Source organism: uncultured Adlercreutzia sp. (genome assembly GCA_910585575.1).
In the GTDB taxonomy this organism is placed as follows: Bacteria; Actinomycetota; Coriobacteriia; order Coriobacteriales; family Eggerthellaceae; genus Adlercreutzia.
Genome location: CAJUFS010000004.1, coordinates 51021 through 69633 on the forward strand (window position 1 = coordinate 51021; position 18613 = coordinate 69633).

The following is an 18613-nucleotide window of genomic DNA, read 5'->3' on the forward strand; positions in this document are numbered from 1 at the left end:
CCGAATAGCCCGCTTGCTGGCAAGCATCTTGGCGAAAAAGACACGAGCGCCCGAAAAGCCGTGCCCGTCACGTTACCATGGACCACCACGAAAAGCAAACATTTGATCGTTTTTATTGTCTTCGCCACCGAGCTCCACTATACTTCGATGCACGACCAGAAAGGCAGCCCATGATCGACGAACTGCACGTGCGCAACATCGCCCTTATCCGCGAGGCCACCCTCATGCCCTCGCCGGGTCTTACCGTGCTTACCGGCGAAACCGGCGCCGGCAAGACGGCGCTCCTGTCGGCGTGCAAGCTGCTCATGGGTGCCCGCGCCGACAGCGCCATGGTGCGCGAAGGAGCCGATCAGGCCCAAATCGAGGGACGGCTTTTCCTCGCGAACCCTGAAACGGCCAACGAGAACGAAGAGGTCGTGGTCACACGCAAGGTAAGTGCCGATGGCCGTTCCCGTGCTTCGCTCAATGGCTCCCTGGCCAGCGTCTCCGAACTGGCGCGCACCGTCGGCCCCTCCATCGAGCTGTGCGGCCAGCATGAGCATCAGGCGCTCCTCAAGCCGTCCGAGCACGGCCCGCTCCTCGACGCCTGGGCCAACCTTACTGATGTCGCTCAGGCCTATCGTGTGGCTTTCCAAGAAGTCAGTCAGGCGCAGGATCACCTCGACCAAGTCAAAGATCAGGCCAACGCTTCGCACCTCCAGCTCGAAGAGGCGCGCTTCACCCTGAAAACCATCGAGGCCGTCAATCCTCAGCCCGGCGAGTACGAAGAGCTCGTCGACTATCTCGCCAAGGCCGAGCACGCCGAAACCCTCGCGCGCAACTCCCACGGAGCAGCCGAGGCGCTCTCGGGCGACGGCGGCGCCCTCGACGCCCTCAACAGCGCCATCGCCCTGCTCGACGAGGCCTCCCGCGCCGATGAGTCTCTCGCGCCCTACGCTTCGTCCCTGCGGGAAATCTGCTTCGTCGCCGAGGACGTTGCCCGCGATATGGCCACCTATTGCGAGGACATCGACTTCGACAGCGCCACACTTGCCCACGCTCAAGAGCGCATGGGGGCTTTCCAAGGGCTGCTCCGCTCCTTCGGCCCCACCATGGACGAGGTCTTCGCCCGTCAAGAGGAGGCAGCAGAGCTCGTCGCCCTCGTCGACCATGCCGACGAGTCCATCGCCCGCGCCCAGGCTGCCCTCGATCAGGCCGAGGAGCAGCTTGCAGCGGCAGCGGCCTCCTATACCGCCAGCCAGCAAGAGGCAGCCCCGCGCTTTGCTCAAGCGGTCGGCGCTGTTATGGGTCAACTGGAAATGGGAAGCGCGCAAATCGAATGCTCCGTCGAGCCCCTTCCCCGCGAGCGCTGGACGCGCGCCGGCGCTGCCGCCGTGGCCTTCGAATTCCGTCCCGGTAAGTCCATGCAGGCCCGTCCCTTGGCGCGCATTGCCTCAGGCGGCGAAATCAGCCGCGTGATGCTGGCTATCAAGGTTGTGCTGGGAGCCCAAGACCACGCCGGCACGCTCATCTTCGACGAGGTGGATGCGGGCGTCGGGGGCAGTACGGCCACCGCCCTGGCCGCCGTACTCGCCCAGCTTGCCGAAAGTCACCAGATCATCGCCATCACGCACCTGGCCCAGGTAGCGGTCGCCGCCGACACGCACTACGTGGTCGAGAAAACGAAGGGCGATACGCCCGAAACGTTGCTTCGAGTGGTGACCGGCGCCAGCCGCGAACAGGAAGTGGCGCGCATGCTGTCGGGCGACGCCACCGAGGCGTCCCTCGCCCATGCGCGCGAAATGCTGAGCTGAACCAACAGCAGCCTGGCAACAGCGGCCCAAGCGTTCGACGCCCCGGTCCGCGGAACGCTAGGCTAGCCACCAGCAGCCCGGCGACAGCCCCACGTCAACAACGGCCCAAGCGCCCAGCGCCCCCGTCCGCGAAACGCCAGAGGCAGCCTGCTAGCCCATCAGGCTATTCGGCGCTCTCCTGTTCTGCCTGCGCTTCTTCAGCCAGGGCCTTCGCGTCGTCGTAGGCCAGCAGTTCATCGATGGTCACGAACTTATAGCCCTTCTCGATCATCTTCGGCAGGGCAATTTTCAAGGCCTCGATGGTTTGGGTGCGCGGACCGCCCCCGTCGTGCATAAGGACGATATCACCCGATTTTGCCGACATAATGCGGTCGGCAATCGTCTGGGCCCCCGGCGTACGCCAGTCCTCGGTGTCGACGTTCCAGCCAATCTCATAGGAGACATAGGGCGCCACGGTCCAGATAAGGTCGTCGCGGAAATTGCCGCCCGGCGAGCGGAACGCCTTGGGGGCCTCGCCGCCGGTCAGCTCCACAATGGCATTTTGCCCCTTGGTCACTTCCTCCACCTGCTCTTCGGGGCTCATCAGCGTCATGTCTACGCCATTGCCCGAGCCCGAAGCGTGGTCCCAGCTATGGGTGGCAATCTGATGACCCTCTTTCACCTCGCGCTTCATGGCGTCGGGGTAATCGGCAATCTGCTCGCCGATAGTGAAGAAGGTGGCCTTTACGTCGTACTCCTTCAGCACATCGAGCAACTCGTTAGTGGTAGGCCACGGGCCGTCGTCGAACGTAAGCGCAATGACCTTATCGTCGCCCGTGTGGGCGTTGTACTTGAAGTAGGTGTTGTTGACAACAGGCTTGGTAACCTCTTTCACCGTCTTGCCAGAGATTTTCCCCGTGCGCTTCTCCACCTCGCCCGACTCCCCGGGGATGATGGCATGAATGGCACCCTCGCCCAGCTCTACCTGCTTGGGCTTCTTCTCGACCTTCTTAACGTCGTAATCCTCCATGATGTCGGTGCCGGCGTTAATTTGAATGGTGTCGTTCTTATGCACCGGAGTGTTGGGGTCATCGATCTCGGTGCCGTTGATGGTGGCCGTGAACGGCGTACCCTTTCCTTGCTCGATAACCTCGCCATCAACCGCCACCAAGTTGCCCGGCTGCGGGGTCACCACGCCGTCGGCCACCAGATCGCCCAAGGTGGTGCCCTGGTCCACTGTGCGCGTCATGCCGTTGATGGTAGTATTGAAGGTGGGAGGGTTCAGATAGAGAAACGCGCCCACGCCAATGGCGCCCAAAATGAGCACAGCCACAATGATCGAGACGATGCTCGCCTTCTTCTTGGGCTTGTGGGTATAGCGCTCGTAATCGGCGTAGGGAGCTGCCTGCTCTGTGGTTTTGCGAGCCGGGTTCACCCGCGGGTTCGTAGCCGCATAACCCGCGTAGCCCGTGCTGTGCGACGCTCCTTGGTGCACACCGGTAGCAGAGCCAGGATAGGGCTGCTCGGTAGCGGCCGCATATTCCTCATAGGCCGCGCGGGCCGCCTGCTCGGGAGTGAGGCCGCCGGCAGCCATCTGGGAAGAAGACATCGGATGCGATCCGGCCGAATGCGGCCCTGCCGCGTGCGGTCCAGCCGGATGAGAGGAGGCCCCTGGCGCACCCTGAGCCGCGGCCGCAGAAGCAGCCGTCCCCGCCGAAGAGGCGCCCGCCCCCGCCGCGCTCGAACCCTGCCCTTGGGCCGCAGGGCTGGAGCCTTGAAGATGCTGTGTGGGAGCCGTTGAACGGCGCGTGGGCTTCTTGTGCTGACGGGGATTATTGCGCGGATTGTGATTGCCCGCGGGGTTCGATGAGGGCTCTTGGTGCATGGGTCTTCCTTCGAGATACTCCGTTTAAGCTAGGTTTAACGTTTATGGCCAGGTAAAGGCCATTATACGTCTTCCCGTGCAGAGGCCCCCGCACGGCCAGCTTACATTTCCGTAAACTTAATAAGTTCTTCTAGAACAGTATGCAGAAAGTTTGCGAAAGCCGCACAAAAGGCCCCTTGCCGCGAGCGACGACTGCAGCCAGCCGCGATCCGTTACAGCAGCCCGCACGTCCACATCCCGCTCTGGCAACCCGACAGCGCCTCCCCCGCTTGCCCCTAATTCGCGCGGCTGCTGCCGTAGGCCGCGTGCTTGCGGTTACCGAAGGCGCTGCCCTTGCGCGCGGTCTTCTTCAAGTCCTTCAGCACGTCGTCCTCGGACGACCCCTCCACCGACGAGCGCAGCTTGACCACCTGATCGCGCAGGCGCGCCGCTTCCTCGAAATCCATGTCGCGCGAGGCCGCCGCCATGTCGTCCTCCATGGATGAGATGATGCGGAGCACCTCTTCGCGGGACAGCTCGGCCAGCTCTTTGTTCACCTGCTCGGCCGTGGTGCCGGCTGCCTCCTCGGTGATGTAGCCCATGATGTCGTTGATAGCCTTGCGAATGGTCTGCGGCTCGATGCCATGCTCTTCGTTGTAGGCCATCTGGATTTCGCGGCGGCGCTTCGTCTCGTCAATGGCGCGGCGCATGGAGTCGGTAATGCGATCGGCGTACATGATGACCTGGCCCGATACGTTACGAGCCGCACGACCGATAGTCTGGATGAGCGAACGGTGATTGCGCAGGAAGCCTTCCTTGTCAGCGTCCAGAATGGCCACCAGCGACACTTCGGGCAAGTCCAGGCCCTCGCGCAAGAGGTTGATGCCCACCAGCACGTCGAACTCGCCGCGGCGCAGATCACGGAGGATTTCCGTACGCTCCAAGGTGGCAATGTCCGAGTGCATGTAGCGCGCCTTCACTCCCTGATCCAGCAGGTGATCCGTCAGGTCCTCGGCCATCTTCTTCGTGAGCGTGGTGATAAGCACGCGCTCGTCGCGCCCGGCGCGCTCCTTCGCCTCGTCGATGATGTCGTCGATCTGGCTGGTGCTCGAGCGCACGATGATTTCCGGATCGAGCAGACCGGTCGGGCGGATAACCTGCTCCACCTGGGCCTGGCTGACCTTCTCCTCGTAATCGCCGGGCGTGGCCGATACGTAGATGAACTGCGGAATGCGGTCCTCGAACTCATCGAAGCGCAAGGGACGGTTGTCCAAGCAGCTGGGCAGGCGGAAGCCATGCTCAGCCAGGGTGATTTTGCGGGAGCGATCGCCCTCGTGCATGCCGCGGATCTGCGGCACCGTGACATGGGACTCGTCGATGATGCAGAAGAAGTCCTTCGGGAAGTAGTCGATAAGCGTGTAGGGAGGCTCGCCCGGCTGGCGCCCGTCCAAGTGCCGCGAGTAGTTCTCGATGCCGGAGCAGAACCCCATGGTCTCGAGCATTTCCAAGTCGTAGTTCACGCGCATTTCCAAGCGCTGGGCCTCCAGCAGCTTGCCCTCTTCCTTGAACTGCTGCAAGCGCTCGCGCAGCTCTTCCTGGATAGTGCCCAGGGCGCGATCCATTTTGGGACGCGCCGTGACGTAGTGAGATGCCGGCCAGATGGGCAGGGCCTCGTAGGTACCCAGCACTTCGCCGGTAACTAGGTCGATCTCGGCGATTTCCTCAATCTCGTCGCCCCAGAACTCAATGCGGATGGGATTGTCGGCGTAGGGCGGGAACACATCGAGCGCGTCACCCCGCACGCGGAAGGTGCCGCGCTTCAGCTCGTAGTCGTTGCGGTCGTACTGGATGTCGATAAGTTCGTAGATGACTTGGTCGCGGTCCATTTCCTTCTGCTTGTCCACGAACACTGCCATGCCGGCGTAGTCCATGGGGCTGCCGATGCCGTAGATGCACGACACCGAGGCCACCACAATGACGTCGCGCCGCGACAGCAGCGCCGAGGTGGCCGCATGGCGCAGCTTCTCCACCTCTTCGTTGATGGAGGCGTCCTTCTCGATGAAGGTATCGGAGGAGGGCACATAGGCCTCGGGCTGGTAGTAATCGTAGTAGGACACGAAGTACACCACCGCGTTGTCCGGGAAGAACTCCTTGAGCTCGGCAGCCAGCTGCGCGGCGAGCGTTTTGTTGGGGGCCATAACCAGCGTGGGCTTCTGCACCGCCTCGATGGTCTTCGCCATGGTGAAGGTTTTGCCCGAGCCCGTGACGCCCAGCAGCGTTTGGTAGCGCAGGCCATCCTCAACGCCCTTGGCCAAAGCCTCGATGGCCTGGGGCTGGTCGCCCGAGGGCTCGAAGGGAGAAACCACTTTGAACGGGGTGTTGGCCAGGCGCACCTCGGGCAGCTTGCCCTCCATGGCCATACCCTCGATATTGGAAAGATGAGTAGACACGCAGTCCCCTCTCTTGAGTTATTCGTTATAAGGAAAACTAGTCTAGCACGTTGAGAAATACTTGAACATATGTTCGTATATTATCCATAGACCTTCGCACGGTGAAAACCTATCAGGATCACGCCTCAAACCACCAAGATTCGCTCCGGTCCGTCACGGCCTCCCCGAGTGTTATACTCTCCAACCGTTCTATTCCTTCTCGGAAAGGCTTTTCGTGGCAAACCTGGCAACCATTGTTCCCGGCATTGGCATCTGCGCGGCCATTGCTATCCCCTGTTGGTTTCTCGGCGAGGCGCTCCCCGTTATCGGCGGTCCCGTCTTCGCTATCCTTCTGGGCATGCTCATTGCCGTCTGGTGGAAGCAGTCTCGTCGCGGCTCCGTTCAAAGCGGCATCGCCTTTACGGCCAAGAAAATCCTGCAGTACGCGGTTATCCTGCTGGGCTTCGGCCTCAACTTGGCGCAAATTGCCGCCGTGGGCGCCGAAAGCCTGCCTATTATTCTTTCCACCATCGCCACGGCGCTCATCGTGGGCTACGTGCTTTTCAAACTGCTGCATATGGATTCCGCCATCGCCACGCTCATTGCCGTGGGCTCCTCCATTTGCGGCGGCTCGGCCATTGCCGCCACCGCCCCTGTTATTCACGCCAAGGACGAGGAGGTGGCCCAAGCCATCTCAGTCATCTTCCTGTTCAACGTGGTAGCGGCCCTCATCTTCCCCACCCTGGGCAACGCCCTTGGCATGACGAACGAGGGCTTCGGCCTGTTCGCCGGCACCGCCGTGAACGACACCTCTTCGGTAACCGCCGCGGCCGCCGCCTGGGATGGCATGCATCCGGGCTCCAACGCCCTCGACGATGCCACCATCGTAAAGCTCACGCGCACCCTGGCCATCATTCCCATCACGCTGGTACTGGGCATGTGGGTGGCCCGCCGCGAAAGTGCTGCGAACACCAACACCTCGCCGGCTGATGTCACAGCCGCGTCCCGCACAACGGAATCCGGCCCCGCCGCTGGTGCCGTGGCGGGAATCGCCGACGCTAACTCCGACATCCCCACTGCCGAGACGTCCGCCGTCACTGCTAGCAACGGTCACGCATCGAGTAAACCGGGCCTTCTTGGCAGCTTCTCTCTCAAGCGAGCCTTCCCGATGTTCATCCTGTTCTTCCTCCTGGCTTCTGTACTCACCACCATTGCCGTAGCCTGTGGCGCCGACGTAGCGGTCTTCGCCCCGCTGAAAACGCTCTCGAAGTTCTTCATCGTCATGGCCATGGCCGCTATCGGCCTGAACACCGACATCGTGAAGCTGGTCAAAACCGGCGGTAAACCTTTGCTCATGGGTCTTATCTGCTGGATCTGCATCGCTGGTGTCAGCTTAGGCATGCAGCAGCTTTTGGGACTGTGGTAAGCGCAAGCCCCGTTGCAGTATCGACGAACCCCTTGGTCAGAATCTGCTCGAAGCGGGGCTTTTGTTCGAAATCGAGCGTTTAAGGTCAAAAAGTTGCCGAGGTTGAAGGCTCGGCAACACGAAAACGGGCGATTCTCATCATCTGGATGGAAATCGCACCGTTTTTGACCATCGTACGGTCAAAAAGCCGGTAATGTCACAACCAAATCCCCGCCTCGAGCGATTCTCGACCGCAAAACCCTCATTTGGAACAAAAGCCCCGCCTTGGTGTCTTTTTGACCACGGTGAACTACCGGAAGCGCCCATCAACCGTCATCACAGGCAAACTGCAGCCCCCACGCACCTAGCGCGCCTCGCCTTGCACCTCCGCGGTTCATCCTCGTTTCTCCATGCTGCAAGGCCATTCCTGAAGCGCGCCCTCCACCGACCCCTTGTCAACCTCCACCCACCACCCCTCACAACACAAAAAGGGAGCGGCATTTCGCCGCTCCCTTCATGACTAGCACCTACGGACTGCCTACCGCTAGATGCTCTTCTTGTAATCGTTCCACCAGGCGATGACTTCGTTGCGCAGCTCTTCGGGGGTGCCGTCGTTGTTGAATACCACGTCGGCAGCTTCGATGCGGTCGGCGTCGGTAATCTGGCGGGCGATGCGGGCACGCACGTCCTCCTCGGGGAAACCCGAGGCCACGGCACGCTGAATGCGCACATCGAGCGGCGCCAGCACCGCCATGACCACATCGGCCCCATAGGCCAGCGAGCTTTGGCGATTGCGGAACACCGAGTACTCTACCACCACGGCCGGCTTGCCCTCGGCGGTGAACCCGTCGATGAGATCGGTGTAGCGCTCCTCGATGCGCGGCATGGTGATGGTGTTCAGCTTGCGCGTAGCCGCCGGCGTGGCGAAGGCCTTGGCAGCCAGGGCAGCGCGCACCACTTCGCCGCTTTCGTCGAAGATGTCGTCACCGAAGGCGCCGCGCAGGTCGTCCTTCACCGTATCCCAGGTAAGCACCTCATGGCCCACCTGGTCAAGATCGATCCAGGCCAGACCCTCGTCGGTCAGCGCCTTGCGCGCCGTAGACTTGCCAGCGCCCATGCCGCCGATCAGAAACAGCTTCTTCATACTGCCCTCCTCCACCGCCCTGAAGGCGGAACCAACTTCGTTGCCACTACTATACACGAAAATAAATGAGCCGCCCCTGAGGGCGGCTCATCAAAATGCCAATGTTGGGAAGGCAGGGCGGAACTACTCGGCGTCCTCCACCGTCTCCACCTCGACGACCTCGGCCTCGGCCGGAGCCTCGTCCTTGTCGGCCTTCTTGCGCTTGGCCGGCTTCTCCTCGGCCTGGATGGACTCGTCCACCTCGATCTCGAAGCCCAGCTCCTCGGCAGCGGCCTTCATGGACAGGCTGATGCGGCGACGGTCGGGGTTGATCTCCATGACCTTCACCTTCACATCGTCGCCGGCCTTGACAACCTGGGCCGGGGTGTCGATGTGACGGGCAGCCATCTCGGAGATGTGCACCAGACCCTCGATGGAGTCGCCCAGCTCGACGAAAGCGCCGAAGGGAACGATCTTGGTGACATGACCGTCGACGATGGTGCCCACGGGGTAGTTCTCCACCAGCTTGATCCACGGATCGGGCGTGGTCTGCTTGAGACCGAGCGAGATACGCTCACGCTGCAGATCGACGTCGAGCACCTCGACCTCCACCTCGTCGCCCACCTTGACGACCTCGGAGGGATGGTTGACGTGGTTCCAGGACAGCTCGGAGATATGCACCAGACCGTCGATGCCGCCCAGGTCCACGAAGGCGCCGAAGTCCACGATGGAGGAAACGGTGCCCTTGAGGCGCATGCCCTTGGACAGCTTGGAGAGGATCTCGGCGCGCTCGTTCTTGCGGCCCTCCTCCAGCAGCACGCGGCGGGACAGCACGACGTTGTTGCGGTTGCGATCCATTTCGATGACGCGGGCCTCGATCTCGGTGCCCAGGTACATGTCCAGATCCTTCACGCGACGGAGGTCGACCAGAGAGGCGGGCAGGAAGCCGCGCAGGCCGATGTCGAGGATCAGGCCGCCCTTGACGACCTCGATAACCTCGCCGGTAACCACTTCGCCGGCCTTGAACTTCTCTTCCACGGAGATCCAGGCACGCTCGTACTCGGCACGCTTCTTGGAGAGGATGAGACGACCGTCCTTGTCCTCTTTCTGAAGCACCAGAGCCTCGATCTTGTCGCCCAGGCTGACGATGTCGGACGGGTCGGCGTCCTTACGGATGGACAGCTCGCGGGAGGGAATGACGCCCTCGCTCTTGAAGCCGATGTCCACCAGCACCTCGTCATGCTCGAGCTTGACGACGGTGCCGTCGACGAGATCGCCCTCGTCGAAGTCGGTCAGCGTGCCATCGATCATCTCGTTCATCTGCTCGTCGGAGATATCGGAGAAATCGATAACGGACGTGTTCTTGATTTCGGTCAAAACGGACCCCTTTCAAAAACTAAATCGGGGACCCTTCGTCATGATGGTTGATACTTACCATGTTCGCTTGCACGGGGCAAGAGATCGCTGTACAACAAACATGTCTCGGGGGCCAACAGTTACTTGCACTTGCCCACTTCGGGCAAGCTTGCCCAGTATAGCACCGCTGCCGCCTGAGTTATTGTGAATTTTGCCGCTTTGAAGGGAAATTCACGACCGCGGCATGAGGAAGCGGCACCAAGCGGAACGCCACCGCACAACCTGGGGAAGAAACGCGCCTCCCCTTCCGCGTATACTGGCGCTCCGTTGCACGCTGGACGCGCTACTGTTGCGCCTGAGCCTCGCGCAGGGCCTGGGCCATCTGGTCGGCGCAGGAGGTGGAGCGACGGCCGCAGGTGTGGCCCTCCATCATGGCCACAATGTCGTCGACCTTTTGCCCCTGCACCAGCTTGGCGATAGCCTTCAAGTTGCCGTCGCAGCCACCGGTGAACTGCACGCTCTGAATGGTGTCGCCGTCCAGCTCCACGTCGATCTGGCGGGAGCACACGCCCTTGGGGATATAGGTATGCATGGGATTCCTTTCTCGCCTGTTCGCGAGAGATTGTACCCTAAACCGCCTCTTCCCCGCGCTCGCCGGTGCGGATGCGGATCACTTCCTCGACGGGAGCCACGAAGATCTTGCCGTCGCCCACCTCGCCGGTGCGCGCCGCACCGATGATGATGTCCACAAGGCCGTCCACGTCGTCGTCGCCCACGACAATCTCGAACTTCACCTTGGGCACCATGTTCAGCAGCACCTCGGTGCCGCGGACGTACTCCGTCCATCCGTGCTGGGCACCGCACCCGTGCACCTGGGAAATCGTCATGCCCGACACATTCGCTGCGAACAAGGCGTCCTTCAGCGGCTCCATTCGCTCGGGCCTCACAATAGCCGTTACGCGCTTCATGATTTTTTCTCCTTTGATCAGCGTCGCCTTCCCGCCATGACAGGACCGCGGCGCGTCGTTGCTTCCTAGTCTAAGCCAAGGTAGGCCGGGTAGGCCGATTCGCCATGGACGGCAACGTCCAAGCCCACAGCCTCGTCCTCGGCGCTCACCCGCAGGCTGCCCTTGAAGCACGCCTTCACCGCCAGGGCCAGCACTATATCGGCCACCACCACGAACCCAACGGTCACGATGATGCCGAGCACCTGGGCACCCAGCAGCGACCAATCGCCGGTGTACAGCAAACCGCCATGATCGGTCCAAGACAACTCGGGCACGCAGAAAAGCCCCGTGAGAACACCGCCGACGATGCCGCCCACACCGTGGCACCCGAAAGCGTCGAGGGCGTCGTCGTAGCCAATCTTGCGCTTAGCCACGGAAATGGCCGCATAGACTACGGGGCTCACCATGACGCCCATCACCAGGGCCGCCCAAGGCTCCACGAACCCGGCCGCCGGCGTAATGGCCACCAAGCCTGCCACCAGGCCCGTGGCTGCGCCCACCAGGGTGCACTTCCCCACCTTTACGCGCTCGACCACCAGCCACGACAGCACACCAGCTGCGCTGGCCGCCACGGTGTTCAGCAGCGCGAGACCCGCCACGCCGTCGGCGGCGAACTCCGAGCCGGCGTTGAACCCGAACCAGCCGAACCACAGAAGCGCCGCGCCCAGGGCCACAAAGGGCACGTTATGGGGACGGTAGCTCAGCACGGCGAAACCTTTGCGACGCCCCAGCATCAGGCAGAGGATAAGCCCCGTCAAACCCGAAGAGATATGCACCACATCGCCGCCGGCGAAGTCGAGAGCCCCGATCGTCTCACCGATGAGCGAGCCCTCCCCGCCCCACACCATATGGGCCAACGGGGCGTACACGATCACCACCCATACGGCCACAAAAGCGCACACCGCGCCAAACTTCATGCGCCCGGCCACCGCACCGGTGATGATGGCGCAGGTAATCATGGCAAAGGCCATCTGGAACACGATATCGATGATGGCGGGGTAGGCAGATCCCAGCTCGGGATCGACCGCCAAGGCCCCCTGGCTCGCCAATATGCCGTAGGCGTCGGGCACGCCCTTTGCCTCGGCCAGCACATCGTTGACTGCGCTCAAGCAGCCCAGCTGGTCGATGCCGCCGAAAAAGGGCAGCGAGCCGTCGCCGCCATAGGCGAAGGACCAACCGCACACCACCCAGATCACTCCAACGATGCCAAGCGCCGAGAAAATCATAACCATGGTGTTCACCACGTTCTTGCGCCGCGACAATCCCCCGTAGAAAAATGCCAACCCCGGCGTCATGAGCAGCACCAGCATAGTGCACACGAGCATGAACCCGGTTGAACCCGTATCAATCATGGCTCTCGACCTCCTTTGCCCTGCGTCGCTTCGGTGGTCAGAGGCCGAGAAACGGTCTCGTCGGTTTTTCGGCCTCTTGCCACCCAGCGCCCTCTTCGTTTGCCACAGGCCCATTGTTCCATGGAGAAACTGCAGGAAAGAGGTCATCGATGATTGTTAATCCCCTCAAAAAGAAGTGTTAACAGGGGCGACCTCGGCTTGTTACCCACTGGAAACAAGCCGAGGTCAGCTCCGAGACACCCCACTCCCTTGCCCCTCCGAACATACGCAGGCACCCAGTGGCAGAAAAGGGGACTTCTGATCAGCAAGCGGGGCACGGAAGCGCTCCCGAACGACCTTCGTGCCTTGAAATTGCGTGAAATAGGTCACATTACGTTTAAAAACTCACCGAATTCCTCGTCCGTAGCCCCCAAGAGCCCTAGAATCTAGTCAAGAGTCGTATTTTTTGCCACTCCTAAGGCAATCTCGGGACTGAGAGCCCGCGGGAAACGAAAGGACGAACCATGAGCGTAACCTTCAGGCAGGTCGAGCGCGACGAAGAGGTCGAGGCACTGGCTCACATGGCCTATGTCATCTGGAACGAGTACTGGCCGGCCATCATCGGCCAGGAGCAGACCGACTACATGGTCGAGAAGTTCCAAAGCCTCAACGCCTTCCGCACCGATATCGCCGACAACAACTACGAGTACTGGTTCATCATGAGCCACGAAGACGAGACGCCCCGCGAGCTTGATCAGGCCGCCCATGGCGCCGATGTGCATGACGAGGGCGATACCGCCCCCGCCGATGCGCCGGACGCCATCGAGTCCGACCGTGACGCCGAGCTGGCCCGCGACGCCGAGGACTTCGCGCGCACCGCCGCCGCGCCGCGCATCGTGGGCTATACAGGCGGCTATGTCGATCAGGCCACCAACCGCTTCTTCATCTCCAAGATCTACCTGCTGAAGGAGCACCGCGGCCAGGGCTTCTCGTCGGCCACCATTCGCTTCTACGAGATGATTGCCCGCAAGCGCGGCCTGGACGCCCTGTACCTTACCGTCAACAAGAACAACGAGATGGCCATTCGCGCTTACAAAGCCAACGGCTTCGAGGTTATCGACGCCGTGGAAACCGACATCGGTGAGGGCTTCGTCATGGACGACTACATCATGGAACGCAAGGTTCGCTAAGCGCACGAGGTGCGCTTAGCACGCTCGATCCGCTAGGCGCGTGAAACGCGCTCGGCACCTTGGCCCCTCGATACTGGCCGCGCTAACCGCCCGGCGCCAGAATCGCCGGGCGCCACTCCAAGGGGCGCCGCGCAATCGGCACCCTACGCCATAAGACGAACCACCGCGTCGAGCACCGGGTCGGCGTGAACGCCGGCCATCACCACCAGAAAGCGCAGCGCGCAGCCGCCCGCCAGCGCTCCGGCCGCTCCCGTCACCGTGAGGGCGGCCGGTCCGTGCTCGGCGCTTGCCAGGGCCGCCATGGCCGCCCCCAGGGGCAGGGCAAGCCCGAGCACCACCACGAGAATCCAGAACGGTGCGGCCAGCGGGCCACTCACAAGCAGCGCCGCCGATTGCGCTCCCTGAACGGCGAAGGCCCCCGCCCCGGGCGCTCCCGCCATGGTCACCGTAACGAGCAGCGTCGCCAAAACCGCTCCTTCCACCAGCACCAATGCCACCACGACCCCCGACAGCAGGCGCGCAAGCGAGCGCCCCAAGGGCTCCCGACGAGCCAGCGCGCAGGCGATAAGCTCAACGAGGGCCACCCCGGTGTCGAGCGCCGATACAGTGAAGAGGCAAGGCAGCAGCCCAGTATTCCACAGGGGCACGCCCGGGGCGGACATCAGGAGAATGCCCGTATAGGCAGCCACCCCCACGGCCAAGGCGGCACCCAACGTCCCCAGCACGTTCCCGGCCCGTCGCGCCTTTTCGGGCCACGAGGGCCAGCGCCGCGCCAAGCGCGTTCCCAGCCACGGCGACAGGCAGATCCCCGTCAAGGCGAACACGGCCACAGCGGCGAACACCACCCAGGCGCCCACGGTCATCCACGAGGTGGGGTTGATGAAGCTCTGCCACATCATCATGCCCCGCAACGGGCTGATCAGCTCGCTCAGCAACAAGAGCAAACCGGCCACCAGGCACACAACCGCGGCAACGATACTCGCCGCCACGAGGCGACGGTGATCGTCGCCCGCGCGAAAGTGCACCATCATGGCCGCCAGAAACGCTCCGGCTCCCATGCCTCCTAAGAACAGGTACAGCGCCGGCTGCCAGCCCCATACCATTTGCAACGACTCCATAGATCCTCCCTTTCGCTAGGCCAGCACGAACGCCGGCTTGGTCGATGCCTCCACCACCTGTGCGCCCTCGTCGGCGTTTTTCAAATCGTCGAGGGGCCCGAAGTGCAGGGCGTCGAACTTGCAGGCGCGCACGCACCAGGGATCCTCCCCCAGAGGCACGCCGTTGCCCTGGCAGCCATCGCACTTGTCCATGCTCACCTTGTTGTAAGCCGGCACGCCGAAGGGGCAGGCCTGATAGCAGTACTTGCACCCGATGCAGCGCTCGGGCTGCACCGTCACCAAGCCGCCGTCTCCCTTGACGATCGCTCCCGCGGGGCACACCGCAACGCAGGCCGGTTCGACGCAGTGCATGCAAGAGGTCGAGAGATAGACGTCCTCTGCGCCGTCCGAGTGGTACACCGTTACCTTGCGTCGCGCGGGCGCCCCCGCGGGAGTCTCGTTATGGCGGCGACAGGATCGCACGCAGGCCTGGCAGTTGACGCAGTGGCGCGCCTTCACCAGGAAACCGAACTGGGGCTGGCGTATCTCGGCCTTTTCCGCCTCAGCCTGCGCATCCTGAGAAGAGAGCGTCGGTACGTCGGCCAAGACGACGCCGAGCTCCTTCGAGGAGCTCGCCTGCGCCCAGGGCGGCACGGCCAAAGCCGCCACGCCGGCGGCCGCCGCTGCCGCGCCAACTTTCACCAAGCTCCGTCGGCTGAATTCGTTCTTGCTCGTCATAGGGCTCACGCTCCCTTCGCGGGCAGCGTCGCCCCGTGGCAGCTTTGGCAGGATTGCTGGTCGGCCGCGCCGTCGTGGCCGCGATGGCAGTCAAGGCACGTAAGCTCCAGGGCGCGCGGGTGCACCCGATGGGGATTGACGGGCTCGCCTGCTCCGTCCACAATGCGCCCCGAGGCCTCGGCCTGATCGGGAGCGTAGGGGCCGCTGTGGCAGGACAGGCAGCTGGCAGGATCAACCGCCGTCGGGAGCCCCTCGGGATCGGCTTCCTCGTGGGTCAGCTGCAGCGCGCGGTTGTTCTCGTGGCAATCGAGACACGTTCCCGCGTGGTAGGGGGCGTTCAAATGGAACACGCCCAGATCGTCCGCGTCGGCCTCGCGAAAGTTGCGATGGCAGTCCCGACAGTCGCGCTCGGGGTTCCAGCCCTCGGCTGCATAGTCGGCCGCTTCGGCAAGCTCGCTGGTGATGCCGAGAGCGGACGCGCCTCCCTCCTGGGTGCATCCCCAGGCCGCCAGCGGCAGCACGGCGCACAGCACCGCTCCTGCCAGCATCCTCTTCCTTCTTGTGCGCATAGTCGCGCCTCCTTTCCTCGGCTGCCTTGGGGCAGACCGTCAACGGAAAGGGAGTGTAGAAAGAGGGGGAAGGGGCTGTAAATGTCGAAATGAGCCACTTGTTTTCGCAGGTGAAAGCAGTGTTAACCAGCACGTGACAGTTTTCGTTACATGAGGCAAATCCCTTGCGCCACAGCCGCCCCTCCGTATAATGGGCGATTATTTCCAGGACCTGTCCATCCCGCAGAAAGGATGCTATGGGAACCTCCGATCCGACGTTGAAGCAGCTCCTCGCCACCGCGCGAGACCATCCCGCCCTTCTCGCCGCCGTCCAAGAGTTCATCAGCGCCCCTGCCCCGCCGCCCAGAACGGCTCTTCCGTCCCTCGAGGGCCTCGACTCCGATACCGTCGCTCAGCTTCTCGCCCTTCTTCGCCGCCTCAACGGCTTTCCGCGCCTGCGGGCCGAAGAAGCCCTGGGAGAAAACGACGACTTCTGGATTCTGCCGCCCTCGCTGCTGGTCTCCATGCACGATATCGCCAGCCGCGCCTCGAGCCACTCGCAGCTGTGGCATGCGGCCCGCGCCCGCCCCGGCCGAGGGCTGCCGGCCCAGCGGCTCTTCGAGGACATCCGCGCGGCCGCCTACCGCGATCGGCTGACACTGCCCGGCGAGCTCATTCGCGATCTGGTCTTGGGCGAGCGGCAGCCCGGCACCGACGGCGAGCAGCTCGTTGCCAACACCTTGCGCTTCATTCGCGAGTCCGCTGTCGGTCCCGCGCCGGTGCGCCGCGGCGACTACGAGGGCGTGTTCCAACACATCACTGAAGGCACCGTGTTCGCGTGGCCGCGCGGCTCCGAGCCCGACCCGGCGTTCCAGCCGAGCCTCCTTCTGGGATTGCGGCGCTGGGGCACGCATCCCCTATTCGGGCTGCTCATGCACTCGGTCATCCTCTGGCATCGCCGCCCCTTCCCCGCCTGCAACGGCTTGATGGAAGTGGCCTGCCGCCATGCGGCCTGCCATGGCATCGGCATGCCGGCCCTGGCCCTCGTGCCCCTCTCGAGCCTGTACACTCTGGGATCCGCGTCCCCGGCGCCCTCCCTCACCCGCGCCGACGTCTCTTTCGGCAACGATCGCACGGCCGAACTCATCGAGCTTATCGGCCTCATTACCGACTCGCTGGTCGAAGCGGAGCAGACGCTCCTCGCCGAAGAGGAAGAGCTGGCCCTACGCAAGCGGCGCGCCTCCCTCGACTATCGCCTCAACCACCGCCAAGTGGCCCTGGCCCACCGCATGATCGACGATCCTACGCTCACCATCGACGTGGGCTCCTACCGCCAGCAGTTCGACGTGGCCCTGACTACGGCCCGCGACGACCTCAAGCGCCTGGTGGAATTGGAGTACTGCGCCACCGCCTACGAGGGCAAGCGCCAGGTGTTCTGGCCCAACCGACGGAGCAGCCGCAAAGGCGCCTCCGCATCACGTCCCTCGAGCCTGCGCTAGCAGTCCAACAAAAAAAGCGGCCGTGACGGCCGCTTTGCTTTCCCCTCTTAAGCGCCTGGCTTCAAGGCCGCTCGCACAGCCCGAGCAATGCCCGGACCATCGAGGCCGATCTCGGCGAAGAGCTTGTCCACCGGTCCCTGGGCCACGAAGTGATCGGGGATGCCCAGCGTCAGCGCCGGCACCGTGGCGCCTTGGCGCGCGAGCACCTCGAGCACGCCCTCGCCGGCACCCCCGGCAATGACGCCCTCCTCGACGGTCACCACCAGCGGCGTGGCGGCCGCCGCTGCAATGGCCTCCTCGTCGAGGGGCTTTACCCAGCGCATGTCCACCACGCGCGCCTCAACACCCTCGGCGGCCAGCACCTCGGCGGCCGCGCACGCCTGCCCCACCATGCGGCCGAAGGCCAGCAGGGCCACGTCGTCGCCTTCGCGCACCGTGCGCGCCTTCCCCACTTCCAGCATCTGGGGTTCTTCGGGCACCGCCGCGCCCTCGCCCGTACCGCGCGGATAGCGCAACGACACCGGGCCCTCCAGAGCCAGAGCCGTATGGAGCGCATGGACGAGCTCGGCCTCGTTCGAGGGCGCCAGCACCCGCATACCGGGCACCATGCGCATGTACACCAAGTCGAACACGCCATGATGGGTGGGGCCGTCGTCGCCCACCAAGCCTGCACGGTCGAGGGCGAACACCACGTTGGCCTCGGGCAGCGCGCAGTCGATGATCATCTGGTCGATGGCCCGCTGCATGAACGTGGAATACAGGGCCACCACGGGCTTCTTGCCGCCGGCCGCCAAGCCGGAGGCCATGCCCACGGCCTGCTCCTCGGCAATGCCCACGTCCACAAAGCGATCGGGGAATTCGGCCGCATAGGCCTTAAGCCCCGTGCCGCCGGTCATAGCGGCGGTGATGGCCACCACATCTGCGTCCCGAGAGGCCTCGGCCGCCAGCGCGTGGCCGAACACCTCGGTATAGGAAGGATGGGCCGCCGGCGGCTTGGTCGACTGCCCCGTGGCAATGTCGTAGGGCCCCACGCCGTGGAAGCGCTCCGGGTCGCGACGGGCGGGCTCGTAGCCCTCGCCCTTGCGCGTAACCACGTGCACCAGGGCCGGGCCGTCCATCTCCAGCACGAGCGACAGCATGTCGCGCAGCTCGGCGATGTTGTGCCCGTCCACGGGCGTGGTGCACACAATGCCCAGGGCCTCGTAGATCATGGTATGGGGAATCACCATCTGCTTGAGGGATTCCTTCATGTTC

Annotated in this window: 15 protein-coding genes; 4 read left to right on the top strand and 11 right to left on the bottom strand. The window is 63.4% G+C overall.

From position 1 onward, the window contains the following. Positions 1 to 170 precede the first annotated feature (170 nt). Positions 171 to 1793: a DNA repair protein RecN gene (gene recN / locus QZ307_RS00905; RefSeq protein WP_295994424.1), complete on the top strand. Its 1623-nt coding sequence runs from the start codon at positions 171 to 173 to the stop codon at positions 1791 to 1793. Between the two features lie 163 nt (positions 1794 to 1956). On the opposite strand, the gene QZ307_RS00910 is transcribed toward recN, so the two are convergent. Beyond that, a complete protein-coding gene (locus tag QZ307_RS00910; protein ID WP_295994426.1) occupies positions 1957 to 3381 on the bottom strand; it encodes a polysaccharide deacetylase family protein in 1425 nt (474 codons plus the stop codon). Between the two features lie 551 nt (positions 3382 to 3932). After that, the gene (uvrB, locus tag QZ307_RS00915) at positions 3933 to 6056 is read right to left on the bottom strand and encodes an excinuclease ABC subunit UvrB (protein WP_295994454.1); all 2124 of its coding nucleotides are present in this window, start codon (positions 6054 to 6056) and stop codon (positions 3933 to 3935) included. Positions 6057 to 6300: 244 nt separating this feature from the next. On the opposite strand from uvrB, the gene QZ307_RS00920 reads away from it, so the two are divergent. Beyond that, positions 6301 to 7491, top strand: a complete 1191-nt coding sequence (locus QZ307_RS00920) for a YeiH family protein (protein WP_295994428.1) — start codon at positions 6301 to 6303, stop codon at positions 7489 to 7491. Positions 7492 to 8014: 523 nt separating this feature from the next. Here QZ307_RS00920 and coaE read toward each other — a convergent pair. The 5 genes from coaE to QZ307_RS00945 form a co-directional block, all read right to left on the bottom strand. Further along, positions 8015 to 8614, bottom strand: a complete 600-nt coding sequence (coaE, locus tag QZ307_RS00925) for a dephospho-CoA kinase (RefSeq protein WP_295994430.1) — start codon at positions 8612 to 8614, stop codon at positions 8015 to 8017. A gap of 123 nt (positions 8615 to 8737) precedes the next feature. Then, entirely contained in the window at positions 8738 to 9970 is a 1233-nt protein-coding gene (rpsA, locus tag QZ307_RS00930) for a 30S ribosomal protein S1 (RefSeq protein ID WP_295994431.1), read from the bottom strand. A gap of 322 nt (positions 9971 to 10292) precedes the next feature. Beyond that, positions 10293 to 10541, bottom strand: a complete 249-nt coding sequence (locus tag QZ307_RS00935; protein ID WP_295994433.1) for a TIGR03905 family TSCPD domain-containing protein — start codon at positions 10539 to 10541, stop codon at positions 10293 to 10295. 37 nt (positions 10542 to 10578) lie between these two features. Then, positions 10579 to 10917 carry a P-II family nitrogen regulator gene (locus QZ307_RS00940; protein ID WP_295994435.1) on the bottom strand — a complete coding sequence of 113 codons (339 nt, stop codon included), beginning with the start codon at positions 10915 to 10917 and terminating at the stop codon, positions 10579 to 10581. A gap of 65 nt (positions 10918 to 10982) precedes the next feature. After that, positions 10983 to 12308, bottom strand: a complete 1326-nt coding sequence (locus tag QZ307_RS00945; protein WP_295994437.1) for an ammonium transporter — start codon at positions 12306 to 12308, stop codon at positions 10983 to 10985. 503 nt (positions 12309 to 12811) lie between these two features. Between QZ307_RS00945 and QZ307_RS00950 the strand changes: the two genes are divergently transcribed. Beyond that, positions 12812 to 13477, top strand: a complete 666-nt coding sequence (locus tag QZ307_RS00950; protein WP_295994439.1) for a GNAT family N-acetyltransferase — start codon at positions 12812 to 12814, stop codon at positions 13475 to 13477. A gap of 143 nt (positions 13478 to 13620) precedes the next feature. On the opposite strand, the gene nrfD is transcribed toward QZ307_RS00950, so the two are convergent. The 3 genes from nrfD to QZ307_RS00965 are packed head-to-tail and all read right to left on the bottom strand — an operon-like array spanning position 13621 to position 15860. After that, on the bottom strand, positions 13621 to 14595 hold the full coding sequence (nrfD, locus tag QZ307_RS00955; RefSeq protein WP_295994441.1) for an NrfD/PsrC family molybdoenzyme membrane anchor subunit: 975 nt from the start codon (positions 14593 to 14595) through the stop codon (positions 13621 to 13623). 15 nt (positions 14596 to 14610) lie between these two features. Further along, positions 14611 to 15312, bottom strand: a complete 702-nt coding sequence (locus QZ307_RS00960) for a 4Fe-4S dicluster domain-containing protein (protein ID WP_295994442.1) — start codon at positions 15310 to 15312, stop codon at positions 14611 to 14613. Between the two features lie 5 nt (positions 15313 to 15317). Continuing rightward, positions 15318 to 15860 (bottom strand): cytochrome c3 family protein, encoded by a 543-nt coding sequence (locus QZ307_RS00965; protein ID WP_295994444.1) that lies wholly within the window; start codon positions 15858 to 15860, stop codon positions 15318 to 15320. A 257-nt stretch (positions 15861 to 16117) separates the two neighbouring features. Between QZ307_RS00965 and QZ307_RS00970 the strand changes: the two genes are divergently transcribed. Continuing rightward, complete coding sequence (locus QZ307_RS00970) at positions 16118 to 17359, top strand: hypothetical protein (protein WP_295994446.1); 1242 nt, start codon at positions 16118 to 16120, stop codon at positions 17357 to 17359. Between the two features lie 47 nt (positions 17360 to 17406). Here the strand turns inward: QZ307_RS00970 and QZ307_RS00975 are convergent. Further along, a partial coding sequence (locus tag QZ307_RS00975; RefSeq protein ID WP_295994448.1) for a transketolase C-terminal domain-containing protein occupies positions 17407 to 18613 on the bottom strand: 1207 nt, incomplete at its 5' end.

What these genes read in the sequence shown, in the direction of transcription:
- recN (WP_295994424.1), top strand. Translation starts at nt 171, where the DNA reads ATGATCGACGAACTGCACGTGCGCAACATCGCCCTTATCCGCGAGGCC.
- QZ307_RS00910 (WP_295994426.1), bottom strand. Translation starts at nt 3,381, where the DNA reads ATGTCTTCTTCCCAGATGGCTGCCGGCGGCCTCACTCCCGAGCAGGCG.
- uvrB (WP_295994454.1), bottom strand. Translation starts at nt 6,056, where the DNA reads ATGGCCATGGAGGGCAAGCTGCCCGAGGTGCGCCTGGCCAACACCCCG.
- coaE (WP_295994430.1), bottom strand. Translation starts at nt 8,614, where the DNA reads ATGAAGAAGCTGTTTCTGATCGGCGGCATGGGCGCTGGCAAGTCTACG.
- QZ307_RS00935 (WP_295994433.1), bottom strand. Translation starts at nt 10,541, where the DNA reads ATGCATACCTATATCCCCAAGGGCGTGTGCTCCCGCCAGATCGACGTG.
- QZ307_RS00940 (WP_295994435.1), bottom strand. Translation starts at nt 10,917, where the DNA reads ATGAAGCGCGTAACGGCTATTGTGAGGCCCGAGCGAATGGAGCCGCTG.
- QZ307_RS00945 (WP_295994437.1), bottom strand. Translation starts at nt 12,308, where the DNA reads ATGATTGATACGGGTTCAACCGGGTTCATGCTCGTGTGCACTATGCTG.
- QZ307_RS00950 (WP_295994439.1), top strand. Translation starts at nt 12,812, where the DNA reads ATGAGCGTAACCTTCAGGCAGGTCGAGCGCGACGAAGAGGTCGAGGCA.
- nrfD (WP_295994441.1), bottom strand. Translation starts at nt 14,595, where the DNA reads ATGGAGTCGTTGCAAATGGTATGGGGCTGGCAGCCGGCGCTGTACCTG.
- QZ307_RS00960 (WP_295994442.1), bottom strand. Translation starts at nt 15,312, where the DNA reads ATGACGAGCAAGAACGAATTCAGCCGACGGAGCTTGGTGAAAGTTGGC.
- QZ307_RS00965 (WP_295994444.1), bottom strand. Translation starts at nt 15,860, where the DNA reads ATGCTGGCAGGAGCGGTGCTGTGCGCCGTGCTGCCGCTGGCGGCCTGG.
- QZ307_RS00970 (WP_295994446.1), top strand. Translation starts at nt 16,118, where the DNA reads ATGGGAACCTCCGATCCGACGTTGAAGCAGCTCCTCGCCACCGCGCGA.